The following is a 14,640-nucleotide window of genomic DNA, read 5'->3' as shown; positions in this document are numbered from 1 at the left end:
CCGAGAAGAGGCCTACCGGAATTCCGTTCGCGAGCTAGAGCCAGTGGTTGTGACGGAACGTCCGGTACAGCAGGGAACACACGCAGAACATCACTACCAGCACCGCCGGATAGCCCCACGTCCAGTGAAGCTCGGGCATGTGCTCGAAGTTCATTCCGTAGATGCCGGCCAATGCGGTCGGCACGGCGGCGATCGCCACCCAGGCCGAGATCTTGCGCATGTCGACGTTCTGCTGCATGGCCACCTTGCCGAGCGCAGCCTGCACCAGCGAGCTGAGCAGCTCGTCGTAGCTGGTGATGCGATCGGAGGCCTGGATGTTGTGGTCGAGCACGTCGCGCATGTAGCGCCGGACCTCGATCGAGATCAGGTCGTTGTGGTCGGTGCCGAGACGCTGAAGTGCCAGCGTGAACGGGTTGACCGCCCTGCGCAGTTCGACGACCTCCCGCTTGAGCAGGTAGATGCATTCGATGTTGGTGTGTGTCACGGGAGAGAAGATGTCTTCTTCCATCGCGTCGATGTCGACCTCGATGAGATCGGTGACGTCGAGGTAGCTGTCGACCACGTGGTCGGCGATCGCGTGCATGATCGCGTATGGACCAAGCTTGAGGAGCGCGGGTGAGGCCTCGACCCGCCGTCGCACCCCGGCCAGTTCGCCGTGCTCCCCGTGCCGGACCGTCACCACGAAGTCGGCGCCGACGAAGACCATGATCTCTCCGGTCTCGACGATCTCCCTGGCCTTGGCCACCGACTCGTGCTCGATGTAGTTCACCGTCTTGAGGACCATGAACAGGGTTTTGTCGTAGCGTTCCAGCTTGGGCCGCTGATGTGCGTGCACCGCGTCCTCGACGGCCAGCTCATGCAGGCCGAATACATCGCCGACGGCCTGCATCTGGTGCTCGTCGGGCTCGTGCAGGCCGATCCACACGAATGCTTCCTTGCCCTCGGATTCCAGCTCATGCACCTTGTTCAGCGCTGCGGCGTGGGTGTATTTGCCGGTGAGCCGCCTGCCATCGACGTAGACAGCGCAGTCGACCATCGCCCGCGCGACGGGGACATGGATGGATTTGGCGTCGGGATGTGTGTGCTTGGTCCGGACGGGGCGAAGGGCGGGAGGCAATGCGCCCCGGAATGAAGGCATCGCTTCACCTCCTCGCCGCGGCCCGATTCAGCCTCGGACAAATGCTACGCGCGCACGGTTGTGGACCGGCGGTTTGAGGCTGACGGCGGTGCGCTAGTTTCGTCGCGGACCATTGTCTTCCCAAGGAGCCTTCGACGTGAGCACTTCTCCCCTCAAGGTCGCGGTGACCGGAGCCGCCGGCCAGATCGGCTACAGCCTGCTGTTCCGCTTGGCGAGCGGTTCGTTGCTCGGCCCGGACCGCCCGATCGAGCTGCGACTGCTCGAGATCGAGCCTGCGCTGAAGGCGCTCGAGGGTGTGGTCATGGAGCTCGACGACTGCGCGTTCCCGTTGCTTGCCGGTGTGCAGATCGGCGCGGACGCCAACAAGATCTTCGACGGCGTGAACCTCGCGCTGCTCGTCGGTGCCAGGCCGCGCGGGCCCGGCATGGAGCGCGGTGACCTACTCGAGGCCAACGGTGCGATCTTCACGGCGCAGGGCAAGGCGCTCAACGAGGTCGCCGCCGACGATGTCCGTATCGGGGTCACCGGCAACCCGGCCAACACCAACGCGCTGATCGCGTTGAGCAACGCACCCGACATCCCGCACGAGCGGTTCTCCGCGCTGACCCGCCTCGACCACAACCGGGCGATCAGCCAGCTGGCCCGCAAGACCGGTGCGAAGGTCACCGACATCAAGAAGATGACGATCTGGGGCAACCACTCGGCCACCCAGTACCCCGACGTGTTCCACGCCGAGGTCGGCGGCCGCAACGCCGCCGAGGTCGTCAACGACCAGGACTGGATCGAGAACGACTTCATCCCGACGGTCGCCAAGCGCGGCGCGGCGATCATCGACGCACGCGGCGCCTCCTCGGCCGCGTCGGCCGCGTCGGCCACCACCGATGCCGCCCGCGACTGGCTGCTGGGCAGCGCGAAGGACGACTGGGTCTCGATGGCGGTCGTCTCCGACGGCAGCTACGGCGTCCCCGAGGGTTTGATCTCGTCGTTCCCGGTGACGACGAAGGACGGCGACTGGTCGATCGTGGCTGGGCTGGAGATCGACGAGTTCTCCCGCGGCCGGATCGACAAGTCAACCGCAGAACTGGCCGACGAGCGCAAAGCGGTCAAAGAGCTCGGTTTGATCTGACTAAAAGTCGATTAGGTTACCTACCAGTTCGTCGTTAGCCTCGATTCCGTGACGGAGAAGTCAGAAAACCCGCAGATAGTCGTCACGGACGAGGAGATCTTCGAGGCCCACGTGGCCGGCAAGCTCTCCGTCGAGCTGAAATCTCCGCTGGACACCCAGCGCGCCTTGTCGATCGCTTACACCCCCGGGGTAGCGCAGGTCAGCCGGGCGATCGCGGCCGATCAGACGCTGGCCGCCCGCTACACATGGGCGAGCCGGCTGGTGGCCGTCGTCAGCGACGGCAGCGCCGTGCTCGGCCTCGGCGATATCGGCCCGTCGGCGTCGCTGCCGGTGATGGAGGGTAAATGCGGGCTGTTCAAGGCGTACGGCGATCTGGACGCGATCCCGATCGTGTTGGACACCAAGGACCCTGACGAGATCGTCGAGACGCTGGTCCGGCTGCGGCCGACGTTCGGCGCGGTCAACCTCGAGGACATCTCGGCGCCACGCTGCTTCGAGATCGAGCGGCGCCTCATCGAGGCCCTCGACTGCCCGGTGATGCACGACGACCAGCACGGCACCGCGATCGTCGTGCTTGCGGCGATGATGGGCGCGACGAAGGTCCTCGACCGCGACATCTCCTCGTTGCGTGTTGTCATCTCGGGCGTCGGCGCGGCGGGCATGGCATGCGCGAACATCCTTCTTGCCGCCGGTGTTTCGGAGATGACGGTGCTGGACTCACGCGGCATCCTGCATCCGAACCGCGATGACCTGACGCCGGTTAAGTCCGATTTGGCACGGCGCACCAACCCCGATGGGCTCTCCGGCGGCATGGTCGAAGCGCTCAAGGGCGCCGACATGTTCCTCGGACTTTCGGGCGGCATCGTGCCGGAGGAGCTGATCGCGACGATGGCGCCCGACGGCATCGTGTTCGCGCTGTCCAACCCCGATCCGGAGATCCATCCCGAGATCGCTGCCAAGTATGCCGCTGTGGTGGCGACCGGCCGAAGCGACTTTCTGAACCAGATCAACAATGTGCTGGCTTTCCCCGGTGTGTTCCGAGGCGCGTTGGACGCAGGTGCCCGGCGGATCACCGAGCAGATGAAGGTCGCTGCCGCCGAGGCGATCTTCGGTGTCGTCGGCGACGACCTTTCCCGTGAATACATCGTTCCGAGCCCGCTGGACCCGCGCGTCGGGCCTGCCGTGGCCGCGGCGGTGGCGGCGGCATCGAGTGTGGGAGCCGTCTGATCGGCTCGATCGCCGCCCGTCGGCTCGTCGTCTCGCTGATCGCCCTGCTTTTTGTGGCGGCGTGTGGCGGCACGACCACGGGCCAGTCGATCGCCGTGGGGGCTCGTGACGACGCGGAATCGACGCTGCTGGCTCACCTGTATGCGGCGGCGCTGCACACCTACGGCACCGCCGCGCACGTCGAAGTGGTGCCCGATCCGGTGACCGGGCTGGACACCGGCGACGTCGTGGTGGCGCCGGGTTTCACCGGACGGCTGCTGGTTTCCTTCGTGCCCGGCGGCAAGGCGCGTGCACCGGTTCAGGTCTACCGCGACATGGTGTCGGCTCTGCCGGAAGGCGTCGCCGCGGGTGACTACGCCGAATCGGCGGAGGACAAGCCGGCGCTCGCGGTCACCGAGGCTACCGTCGACGCATGGGGCGGGCGGGACGTGACGGCGGCGGTGCGCAACTGCGACAGGCTCAAGCTCGGCGGGGTTGCGGATGCACCGCGCCCGTCGGCGATCGGGACATGTTCGGCCAATGTGCGCGGATATCCCGACGCCGCAACCCTTTTCGAGGCGCTGCGAACTGGTCAGGTCAATGCGGCGTGGACGTCGACGGCCGATCCGGACATCCCTGCCGACGCGGTGGTGCTGGCCGATCGCACATCGCTGATCCGCGCCGAGAACGTCGTGCCGCTGTATCGCCGTAACGGGCTGTCCGAAATGCAACTGCTCGCACTCAACGAGGTGGCCGGCGTCCTGGACACCGCGGCGCTGGTGCAGATGCGCCGACGGCTCGCCGCGGGCGACGATCCCGCCGACGTCGCCGACGAATTTCTGGCCGAGCACCCGCTGGGCGCCACCAGCCGCTGACGCCGTTCAGCGGCCACCTCGGCACCTCGAGCTGAGTGTTTGCACACGACACGCCGCGGATCAGTGGCATTTTGCGCGCGCTCGCGGCCGACGAGCGCTACCGGCTGGGCGGAAGCAGTCGTCGGTACAGCGGAACGAACACTCGCATGTATCCCGACCCCGTTGCTCTTACGACGAAGTCGGACAGTTTGGCGTCGGCGCCCGGCAGGACCCGTGCCTTGTTCTTGGCGACCGCGTTCAGGATGATCGTGGCGGCCCGCTGGGGGCCGGTGACCGCCACCTTCTGGAAGATCTGGTCTAACGCAGTGATGTTCAAACCAGCTGCGGCAGTGGCATTTTGAATCAGCGGTGTCTTGATGTAGCCGGGATGGATGCACGTCACCTTGACCGGGTGGCCTGCGACGAGCATCTCCTGGCGGAGCGCTTCGGTGAACCCTCGCACCGCGAACTTCGCGGAGTTGTAGGCGGCCTGGCCCTGGACGGCGAACAGACCGTACATGCTGGACATGTTGACGACGTGACCGTCGCCCGAGGCGATGAGATGCGGAAGGAAAGCCTTGGTGCCGTTGACGACACCCCAGAAATCGATGTCCATCACGCGCTCGAGGTCTTTGAATTCGGTCACCTCGATATCACCCATGAAGGCGATGCCCGCGATGTTGTAGATCTGGTTGACGACACCGAAGTGTGCCTGAACGGCATCGGCGTATGCGACGACCGCCTCGCGCTCGGTGACATCGAGGCGGTCGGTCTTCACCGGCGCGCCCATGCTCCGAATCGACTTCTCGGTGCGCGCCAACCCCTCGATATCGATGTCGCTGATCGCGAGCTTTGCACCGCGGCGCGCCAGCTCGATCGCCAACGCCTGCCCGATGCCCGAACCGGCACCCGTGACCGCGGCGACCTTCTGCGCGAAGTCGGCCATGCCTACGCCATTTTGCTGGTGGGTCCTTGGCGCGACGTGACCGCCGCAACCACCCGCTGATATCCCGAACCGGTTACGCGGGCGAGAAGGTCGAGAGCCTTCGCGTCATAGCCGACGAGCACCCGCGCCTTGTTCTTGCGCACGCCGTCGAGGATGACGAGGGCGGCCTTCCGCGCCGAGGTACTCGCCAGCTTCTTGTCGAAGAAATTCGCCAGCTCTTCCTGATCCACGCCCTCGACGGCGGCGGCGTTCCTGGCGATCGCGGTCTTGATGCCGCCGGGATGCACGCATGTCACCTTCACCGGATGGCCTGCCACGAGCATCTCCTGGCGGAGGGCTTCTGTGAAGCCGCGCACGGCGAACTTGGCCGCGTTGTAGGCGCCCTGCCCTGGCACGGCGAGCAGCCCGAAAACGCTGGAGACGTTGATGACGTGGCCGTCGCCGGAGGCGATCAGGTGCGGCAGGAAGATCTTGGTGCCGTTGACCACGCCCCAGTAGTCGACGTCCATCACCCGTTCGATGTCCTTGAATCCGCTGGCCTCGATGCTGCCCATGAAGGAGATGCCCGCGTTGTTGTAGACCTGGTTGACGGTGCCGTAGTGGTCCTTGACCGCGTCCGCGTACCGCTCGAACGCCTCGCGCTCGGTGACGTCGAGTCGGTCGGCCTTCACCGGCGCCCCGAGGGTCGTCAGCCGCTCCTCGGTCGCCGCGAGGCCTTCGGTGTCGACGTCGCTGATCGCCAGCTTTGCACCGGAGCGCGCGAGCTCGATCGCCAGCGCCCGGCCGATGCCGGACCCGGCGCCTGTCACGACGGCGACCTTGTCGGTGAAACCCTTCATGCACGCACCCCCAGGTGTGAACTAACTCGGGAAGAGGTTAATCGGTACCGCCGGTAGCGGCTAATCCGGCCTCTCGTCGGCCACGAGCGTGCGCAGAATGCCGCCATTTCGCGGCGTGTCGGGTGCAGACACGCACGCTCGCGGGGAAGGGGTTAGGGGCTGAACGCCTCGTCGAGGATCTCCTGCTGCTCGACGGCGTGCACCTTGGACGAGCCGGACGACGGCGCCGACATCGCGCGCCGCGATATCCGCTTGAGCCCCGTCAACTTCTCGGGCAGCAGCTCGGGCATCGTCAGGCCGAAACTCGGCCACGCGCCCTGGTTGGCAGGCTCCTCCTGCACCCAGAAGTACTGCTCGGCGTTGGGGTAGCGGTCGAGTGTCTCGTTGAGCCGCCGCTTGGGCAGCGGCGCGAGCTGCTCGATGCGCACGATCGCCACGTCGTGGCGGTTGTCCTTGGCCTTGCGGGCCACCAGCTCGTAGTAGAGCTTGCCGCTGGTCAACAGAATTCGCTTGACCTTGTCGCGGTCGCCGTCGCCGTCGGTATAGGTCGGCTCCTCCATGACCGAGCGGAATTTCTGCTCGGTGAAATCGCGGATGTCGCTGACGGCGGCCTTGTTACGCAGCATCGACTTCGGCGTGAAGACGATCAGCGGGCGGTGAATGCCGTCCAGCGCGTGCCTGCGCAGCAGGTGGAAGTAGTTCGCAGGAGTCGACGGCATCGCGATCGTCATCGAGCCCTCGGCGAACAGCAGAAGGAATCGCTCGATGCGGCCCGAGGTGTGGTCGGGACCCTGGCCCTCGTGACCGTGCGGCAGCAGCAGCACGACGTCGGACAGCTGACCCCACTTGGCCTCGCCGGAGGAGATGAACTCGTCGATGATCGACTGCGCGCCGTTGACGAAGTCGCCGAACTGCGCCTCCCACAACACGACCGCGTCGGGGTTGCCGACCGAATAACCGTATTCGAAGCCCACCGCTGCGTACTCGGACAGCGCCGAGTCGTAGACCATCAGCTTGCCGCCGGTCGGTTGGCCGTCGGCGTTGACCGCCAGCAGCTGCAGTGGGGTGAACTCGGCGCCGGTCTTGCGGTCGATGACCACCGAGTGCCGCTGGGTGAACGTGCCCCGCCTGGTGTCCTGGCCGGACAGTCGGATCAGCTTGCCCTCGGCGATCAGTGTGCCCAGCGCGAGCAGTTCACCGAAGGCCCAGTCGACCTTGCCTTCGTAGGCCATCTCCCGGCGCTTCTCCAGCACCGGTTTGACCCGCGAGTGCACGGTGAAGCCGTCGGGCACCGCGAGGTGGGCGTCGCCGATCTGGGCCAGCAGTGACTTGTCGACGGCGGTGTTCATGCCTGCGGGGAGCATCTGGTCGCTCTCCACCGACTCGCTCGGCTCGATCTCGTGCTTCTCGAGCTCGCGGACTTCGTTGAACACCTGCTCCAACTGGCCCTGGTAGTCGCGCAGGGCGTCCTCGGCTTCTTTCATCGAGATGTCGCCGCGGCCGATCAGCGATTCGGTGTAGGTCTTTCGGACACCGCGTTTGGTGTCGATGGCGTCGTACATCGCCGGCTGTGTCACCGACGGGTCGTCACCCTCGTTGTGTCCGCGGCGGCGATAGCACAGCATATCGATGACGACGTCTTTCTTGAACTTCTGCCGGAAGTCCATCGCCAACCGTGCCACCCACACCGCCGCTTCGGGATCGTCACCGTTGACGTGGAAGATCGGTGCACCGATCATCTTCGCGACGTCGGTGCAGTACTCCGACGACTTGGCGTCGGAAGGTGAAGTGGTGAAACCGATTTGGTTGTTGACGATGATGTGGATCGTGCCGCCGGTGCGGTACCCGCGCAGCAACGCGAGGTTCAGTGTCTCGGCGACGACACCCTGTCCTGCGAAGGCCGCATCGCCGTGCAGCATCAGCGGCACGACCGTGAAACCGTCGGGCCCGTCGCCCTTGTCCAGTAGGTCCTGCTTGGCCCGCACGATGCCCTCGAGCACCGGGTCGACCGCCTCGAGGTGTGACGGGTTGGCAACCAGCGACACCGCAATGTCGTTGTCGCCGAACATCTGTAGGTAGGTGCCGTTGGCGCCGAGGTGGTACTTCACGTCACCGGAGCCGTGCGCCTGCGACGGGTTGAGGTTGCCCTCGAACTCGCTGAAGATCTGCGAGTAGGGCTTGCCGACGATGTTTGCAAGCACGTTGAGCCGGCCACGGTGGGGCATGCCGATGACCACCTCGTCGAGCCCGTGCTCGGCGGCCTGGTCGATCACCGCATCCATCATCGGGATGACGGTTTCCGCGCCCTCGAGCGAGAACCGCTTCTGCCCAACGTATTTGGTCTGCAGGAAAGTCTCGAACGCTTCTGCGGCGTTCAGTTTGCTCAAGATGTACTTCTGCTGCGCAACGGTGGGCTTCTCGTGCTTGACCTCGATGCGCTCCTCGAGCCACTTCTGCTGGTCGGGCTCGAGGATGTGGGTGTATTCGACGCCGACGTGGCGGCAGTACGAGTCGCGAAGCAGGCCAAGGACATCGCGCAGCTTCTTGTGCTCCGCGCCGGAGAAGCCGTTGACCTTGAACACCCGGTCCAGGTCCCACAGCGTCATCCCGTGGGTGGTGACGTCGAGGTCGGGGTGGTTGCGGAACCGGCTCTTGTCCAACCGCAGCGGGTCGATGTCGGCCATCAGGTGTCCGCGGTTGCGGTAGGCCGCGATCAGCTCGATGACGCGTGCGTTCTTGTCGACGATCGAATCGGGATTGTCGGTGCGCCACCGCACGGGCTCATACGGGATGCCGAGCTCGACGAAGATCTCGTCGAAGAAATCGTCGGAGAGCAGCAGCTCGTGCACCGTGCGCAGGAAATCGCCGGACTCCGCGCCCTGGATGATGCGGTGGTCGTAGGTGGAGGTCAGCGTGATCAGCTTGCCGATGCCGAGTTCGGAGATCCGTTCCTGGCTGGCGCCCTGGAACTCGGCGGGGTACTCCATCGCGCCAACGCCGATGATGGCGCCCTGGCCGCGCATCAGACGGGGCACCGAGTGCACGGTGCCGATGGTGCCGGGGTTGGTCAGCGAGATCGTCACGCCGGAGAAGTCCTCGGCGGTCAGCTTGCCGTCGCGGGCGCGCCGCACGATGTCTTCGTAGGCGGCGATGAACTGACCGAAGCGCATCGCCTCGGTGCCCTTGATGGCGGCCACCACCAGCTGGCGGGTGCCCTCCTTGCCCTGCAGGTCGATCGCCAACCCCAGGTTGGTGTGCGCGGGGGTGATCGCGTTCGGCTTCCCGTCCACCTCGCTGAAGTGGCGGTTCATGTTCGGGAACTTCTTGACGGCAGCCACGAGCGCGTAGCCGATCAAGTGGGTGAAGGAGATCTTGCCGCCGCGGGTCCGCTTGAGGTGGTTGTTGATGACGATGCGGTTGTCGATCATCAGCTTGGCCGGAATGGCGCGCACGCTCGTCGCAGTCGGCACGTCCAGCGACGCCGACATGTTCTTGACGACAGCGGCGGCCGCGCCGCGCAGCACCTGCGCCTCGTCGCCTTCGGCGGCCGGCGTGGCCGACTTCGCTTCCGCGGGCTTGGATTTGGCTGGTGTCACATCGGTTTTGGCGGCCGGCGGCTGCGTCACGGCAGGCGGTGCCGGCTTCTTGGCAGGCGCGGACTCGGCCTTCGCCGGGGCGGACTCAGCCTTGCCGGGTTCGGACTTGGCGGGGGCGGGCTCAGCCTTGGCGGGTTCGGACTTGGCGGGTTCGGACTTGGCGGGGGCGCCGTTGGCGGTGGCAGCCTTCGGCGCGGGCCCCGGTTCGCGCGGCGCGGAAGGTGCCGATGTTCGTCCGTCGCCGGTGTCGCTCGTCGTGCCTGACGTTGATTCGGGTGCGTAGTCGACGAGGAACTCATGCCAACTCGGATCAACCGAGGAGGGGTCCTCGCGGAACTTGCGGTACATCTCCTCGACCAACCACTCGTTCTGTCCGAATGGTGAAGTTGAACTGCTCACGGCAGCTACTCGCCTCGATTCCTTCGCCTTCGGCAAGTGCCCGAACGGACACCTGCCCCTCTGTGTTCCTTCCAGCCTGCGGTTACCCCGCATCTACGCCGCCTAAAGGCTAGCGCTTTCGCGAATGCGCGGACGCAACAAGAGCGCTAATCGCCGAGCCGTTCTCAGCGCTGCGGTGACGGCAGCACGTGGATCTTCTGCGGCCAGCGCGGAGGAGGGGACCCGAAAGCCATGCGGGCGTTGGAGATGATGCGCTTGCCCATCAAACGGTTGCCGACGCCGCCGACGACCGCGCCGATGCCCACCGGCAACATCTTGCCGAAGGCGATCGCTCCCCGCTTGAGGGCGTATCTCTTGACGAAGAACCGCAGCAGCCGCGAATTCAGCTGCGATACCGCAGGCAGCGGCAGTGTTGCCGCGCCGTCGCTGAGCCACGCGCCGCTGGTCCGGCCGGGGCCGAGGAGGTCGGCGATGGCATTCTTGCTGTCCTCGCCGACCAGCACTGCCAACACCAGCGCGCGCCTGCGTTCGCGGTGCTCGGCCGGTATGCCGTGCACCTCGGCCACGGCAAGCACGAACACGGCCGTCGCTTCGAGGAATACCACCGTCTCACCCGCCACCGCCGAAAGCGCGACGAGCGTGCCGATGCCGGGGAAGGCCGCCGCGGAACCGACGGCTGCGCCGCTGGCCATCACCGCGGCCAAGTAGTGCTTCTCCAGCTTGGTGACGATCTCGGCGGGTGTCGCGTCCCGGTTGCCGTCCCGCATGCGCTCGACGTAAGCCTTGACCGCTGGGCCCTGCACCCTGGCGCCGCGTTCGATGATCTCCGACAAGGCACGCGCGGCGGCCCCGGGATGCTCGTCGGTGTTGGTCCTGGTAGCCGGGAGCTGGCTCTTGTCCTTGGACCGAGCGCTCATGGCGGCCTCCTGGGATGGGCGTGGGCGTTTCTTCAGGTTAACGGTTGGTCAACGAACGACTGAGGCTGGTGGTGCCCGCCGCGCGCCCGAGGTGCGCGGTCAACGCGGTGATACCGGTCACCGCGGCCGCCTCGGGAAGAAAATATTGATTTAGCGTGCTAACCATTTGCATGGCAACATCCCTCGCTGTGGACGTCAAGACACCCAGCCGCACCCGGATGATCGTGGTGCTCGGTGTCATGGTCGCGCTGGGCCCGTTGACCATCGACATGTATCTGCCCGCTCTGCCGAAGATCGCCGACGACCTTTCGGTGTCCTCATCGGTTGTGCAGCTCACCCTGACGGGCACGCTGGCCGGATTGGCGCTTGGCCAGTTGATCGTCGGCCCGCTGTCCGACTCGCTCGGCCGCAGGCGCCCGCTGATGGCAGGCATCGTGCTGCACATCGCGGCGTCGCTCCTCTGCGTGCTCGCGCCGAGCCTGGCCGTGCTTGGCCTGGCCCGTGTCCTGCAGGGCGCCGGGGCGGCCGCGGCCATGGTGGTGGCGATCGCCGTCGTCGGTGACCTGTTCGCCGATAACGCCGCCGCTACCGTGCTTTCTCGGCTGATGCTGGTGCTCGGAGTGGCGCCGGTCGTCGCGCCGTCGCTTGGAGCGGCCGTGCTGCTGCACGGGTCTTGGCACTGGGTCTTCGCCGCGCTGGTGGTGTTGGCCGGTGTGCTGCTTTTAGTGGCCGCGCTGGCGCTGCCCGAGACGCTGCCACCGTCGCACCGCAGACCGTTGCGCGTGCGCGGCATCGCCGCAACCTATGTGGAACTACTACGCGATAAGCGGTTCGTCATCCTCGTGCTTGTCGCCGCGTTGGGGATGTCCGGCCTGTTCGCCTACATCGCGGGGGCGTCGTTCGTCCTGCAGGGCATCTACGGACTCGACCAGCAGGCCTTCGCATTGGTGTTCGGCGCAGGCGCGGTCGCGTTGATCGGTGCGACGCAGTTCAACGTCGTGCTGCTGAGGCGGTTCTCGCCGCAGACGATCACGCTGTGGGCACTGGCCGCCGCACTGCTGGCCGGCGGCGTCTTCGTCGGGCTTTCCGCGGCGCATGTCGGCGGGCTTGCCGGCTTTGTGGTGCCGGTGTGGGCGATTCTCGCCGCGATGGGCCTCGTCATTCCCAACGCGCCTGCCGTCGCGCTGTCGCGGCACCCAGACGCTGCGGGAACCGCGGCGGCGCTGCTGGGCGCTGCGCAGTTCGGCCTGGGTGCCGCGGTGGCTCCGCTGGTCGGCGTGCTCGGAAACGACGAGTTGGCGCTGTCGGTGGTGATGGCGGTGAGCACGCTGGTCGCGCTGCTGGCGCTTCTCGCGGTCGGCGTTTCGACAACCGACGACGCCGACGACACCGTTGTCGGGGGCGCGCTCGCCGATCCGGCGTAGTTGTCGGGGTCGCGATCGGCCCGTACCGTCGTGGCAAATCCCTTCAGGCGGAGTGAATCGCTGATCGGGTGCGCGGCCGCATAGCTGCGTCCGAGGACGTCCTAATCGAATCAGGGATCTTGAAGCACGTCAGCGTCGCGTCAGCCAGTGATTGGCGGACGCTGATGGGATTTGCTCGCCGCGTCGGGCGGGCGAATCGCCCCGGCTGCCAGGCTTCGTAAAGTCCACATGAATGGGCCTGATGCGCTGGCGTTGGGCGGCAGAAGTCGACACCATCGGTAGGAGCCGAGACGAGGTGGGGATATGACCACGGCGCTGCGAGGCAGGTTCGCGGGTGCGACCGCGCCGGCCGCTGACCCGTGGCGCGCGCTCTGGGCGATGATGGTCGGCTTCTTCATGATCCTCGTCGACGCGACGATCGTCGCGGTCGCCAACCCGTCGATCATGGTCAAGCTGGGCGCCGGCTACGACGCTGTGATCTGGGTGACCAGCGCCTACCTGCTCGGCTTCGCGGTACCTCTGCTTCTGGCGGGCCGACTCGGCGACCGATACGGGCCCAAGAACCTCTACTTGATCGGGCTGACCGTGTTCACGGCCGCATCGTTGTGGTGTGGCCTGTCTGGGACCATCGGCATGCTCATCGCGGCCAGGGTGGTGCAGGGCATCGGGGCTGCGCTGCTGACCCCGCAGACCCTGTCCACGATCACCCGGATCTTCGCTGCCGAGCGACGCGGCGTGGCGATGAGCGTGTGGGGCGCCACCGCCGGGGTCGCCACGTTGGTGGGGCCGTTGGCGGGCGGTGTTCTGGTTGACGGGCTTGGCTGGCAGTGGATCTTCTTCGTCAATGTGCCGATCGGAATCGTCGGGTTGGGCCTGGCGTTCTGGTTTGTTCCAGAACTCGCGACCGAGAAGCACGGTTTCGACCCGATCGGCGTGCTGCTGTCCGGCATCGGAATGTTCATGGTCGTCTTCGCCCTGCAGGAAGGGCAGAGCCACGATTGGGCGCCGTGGGTCTGGGGCACGCTTGCCTGCGGTGTCGGCTTCATGGCCGCGTTCGTGTTCTGGCAACAGGCCAACCGCAACGAACCGCTGGTGCCACTGCGCATGTTCGGTGACCGCGACTTCGGCCTGTCCACCCTCGGCGTCGCGACCATCGGCTTCGTCGTCACCGCGATGATCGTGCCGGTGATGTTCTACGCGCAGGCGGTGTGCGGCCTCTCGCCGACGCGCGCGGCGCTGCTGACGGCGCCGATGGCGATCGCGTCCGGCGTGCTTGCGCCGTGGGTCGGCAGGATCGTCGACCGGTACCACCCCCGGCCGATCATCGGGTTCGGCTTCTCGATGCTGGCGATTTCGTTGACGTGGTTGTCGGTCGACATGACACCAGACACGCCGATCTGGCGAATCGTGTTGCCGCTGACGGCGACTGGCGTCGGCATGGCTTTCATCTGGTCGCCGTTGGCGGCGACTGCGACGCGCAATCTCGCACTGGATGTGGCAGGCGCCGGTTCGGGTGTGTACAACGCCACCCGGCAGGTGGGTTCGGTGCTGGGCAGTGCGGGCATGGCCGCGTTCATGACGACGCGGATCAGCGCCGAGCTGCCGATGGCCGCCGACGGACCCGGCGGCGACGGTGCAGCCACCCTGTTGCCCGGTTACCTGCACGAACCGTTTGCGGCCGCGATGTCGCAGTCCTTGCTGCTGCCCGCGTTCGTCGCGCTTTTCGGGGTGGTTGCGGCGCTGTTCCTTCTCGGCTTCGCCAATCCGGCCGCCCCGATGCCGCAGCGTCCCGACCTGGTTGACGACCATTGGGGCGACGACCACGACGATCCCTACGTCGACGACGATCACTACGTCGAATTCACCGTGGCGCACGACGAGCCCGCACCGGTCAACGCGCCCACCCCGGCCGCGCCCGTGACTTCCGTCGCTCCGGTCGCTTCCGTCGCGCCTGTCGCCTTCGGGGTCGAGGAAGACGACACCGAACCGATCGTGGCGCGCCAAGAGCCGGTGCGGACGCCTCGGACGGACACGTGGCACGCCGAGTCGCCCGAGCCGACGTCCACCCCGCCCGAGCCGACGCCCACCCCGCCCGTCGAGCCGCCCTATCGGCGGGAGCCCGTGGGCAGCCTGCTCGACTTCCTCGCCGATGTGCCATCGCCGAAGCCGTCCGCTGTCTCTTATACACCTCCCCC

Annotated in this window: 10 protein-coding genes; 5 read left to right on the top strand and 5 right to left on the bottom strand. The window is 66.5% G+C overall.

Going from position 1 to position 14,640, the window contains the following annotated elements:
- Window positions 1–34: 34 nt before the first annotated feature.
- A complete protein-coding gene (gene corA / locus D6M19_RS11240; RefSeq protein ID WP_123025308.1) occupies window positions 35–1,138 on the bottom strand; it encodes a magnesium/cobalt transporter CorA in 1,104 nt (367 codons plus the stop codon).
- A gap of 136 nt (window positions 1,139–1,274) precedes the next feature.
- On the opposite strand from corA, the gene D6M19_RS11235 reads away from it, so the two are divergent.
- The 3 genes from D6M19_RS11235 to D6M19_RS11225 are packed head-to-tail and all read left to right on the top strand — an operon-like array spanning window position 1,275 to window position 4,345.
- On the top strand, window positions 1,275–2,264 hold the full coding sequence (locus tag D6M19_RS11235; protein WP_123025307.1) for a malate dehydrogenase: 990 nt from the start codon (window positions 1,275–1,277) through the stop codon (window positions 2,262–2,264).
- A gap of 48 nt (window positions 2,265–2,312) precedes the next feature.
- Window positions 2,313–3,491, top strand: coding sequence for an NAD(P)-dependent malic enzyme (locus D6M19_RS11230; protein ID WP_123025306.1), 1,179 nt, complete (start codon window positions 2,313–2,315; stop codon window positions 3,489–3,491).
- Between the two features lie 8 nt (window positions 3,492–3,499).
- Window positions 3,500–4,345, top strand: a complete 846-nt coding sequence (locus D6M19_RS11225; RefSeq protein WP_123025305.1) for a glycine betaine ABC transporter substrate-binding protein — start codon at window positions 3,500–3,502, stop codon at window positions 4,343–4,345.
- A 97-nt stretch (window positions 4,346–4,442) separates the two neighbouring features.
- On the opposite strand, the gene D6M19_RS11220 is transcribed toward D6M19_RS11225, so the two are convergent.
- The 4 genes from D6M19_RS11220 to D6M19_RS11205 all read right to left on the bottom strand — a co-directional run bounded on the left by D6M19_RS11220 (window position 4,443) and on the right by D6M19_RS11205 (window position 11,021).
- The gene (locus D6M19_RS11220; RefSeq protein WP_123025304.1) at window positions 4,443–5,270 is read right to left on the bottom strand and encodes an SDR family NAD(P)-dependent oxidoreductase; all 828 of its coding nucleotides are present in this window, start codon (window positions 5,268–5,270) and stop codon (window positions 4,443–4,445) included.
- Between the two features lie 2 nt (window positions 5,271–5,272).
- Window positions 5,273–6,109, bottom strand: coding sequence for an SDR family NAD(P)-dependent oxidoreductase (locus D6M19_RS11215; protein WP_123025303.1), 837 nt, complete (start codon window positions 6,107–6,109; stop codon window positions 5,273–5,275).
- Window positions 6,110–6,261: 152 nt separating this feature from the next.
- The gene (locus tag D6M19_RS11210) at window positions 6,262–10,104 is read right to left on the bottom strand and encodes a multifunctional oxoglutarate decarboxylase/oxoglutarate dehydrogenase thiamine pyrophosphate-binding subunit/dihydrolipoyllysine-residue succinyltransferase subunit (RefSeq protein WP_206428504.1); all 3,843 of its coding nucleotides are present in this window, start codon (window positions 10,102–10,104) and stop codon (window positions 6,262–6,264) included.
- Between the two features lie 164 nt (window positions 10,105–10,268).
- Entirely contained in the window at window positions 10,269–11,021 is a 753-nt protein-coding gene (locus tag D6M19_RS11205) for a hypothetical protein (protein ID WP_123025301.1), read from the bottom strand.
- A gap of 170 nt (window positions 11,022–11,191) precedes the next feature.
- On the opposite strand from D6M19_RS11205, the gene D6M19_RS11200 reads away from it, so the two are divergent.
- A complete protein-coding gene (locus D6M19_RS11200; RefSeq protein WP_123025300.1) occupies window positions 11,192–12,445 on the top strand; it encodes a multidrug effflux MFS transporter in 1,254 nt (417 codons plus the stop codon).
- 303 nt (window positions 12,446–12,748) lie between these two features.
- Window positions 12,749–14,640 (top strand): MFS transporter (locus D6M19_RS11195; protein ID WP_123025299.1); only part of this gene is annotated, 1,892 nt, incomplete at its 3' end.

The organism is Mycolicibacterium stellerae (assembly GCF_003719305.1).
GTDB classification, from domain to species: domain Bacteria; phylum Actinomycetota; class Actinomycetes; order Mycobacteriales; family Mycobacteriaceae; genus Mycobacterium; species Mycobacterium stellerae.
This window is presented reverse-complemented; position numbering and strand designations above follow the sequence as displayed.

Excerpts from the sequence above, each read along its gene's own strand:
- corA (WP_123025308.1), bottom strand. The coding sequence starts at position 1,138 with ATGCCTTCATTCCGGGGCGCATTGCCTCCCGCCCTTCGCCCCGTCCGG.
- D6M19_RS11220 (WP_123025304.1), bottom strand. The coding sequence starts at position 5,270 with ATGGCCGACTTCGCGCAGAAGGTCGCCGCGGTCACGGGTGCCGGTTCG.
- D6M19_RS11215 (WP_123025303.1), bottom strand. The coding sequence starts at position 6,109 with ATGAAGGGTTTCACCGACAAGGTCGCCGTCGTGACAGGCGCCGGGTCC.
- D6M19_RS11205 (WP_123025301.1), bottom strand. The coding sequence starts at position 11,021 with ATGAGCGCTCGGTCCAAGGACAAGAGCCAGCTCCCGGCTACCAGGACC.
- D6M19_RS11200 (WP_123025300.1), top strand. The coding sequence starts at position 11,192 with ATGGCAACATCCCTCGCTGTGGACGTCAAGACACCCAGCCGCACCCGG.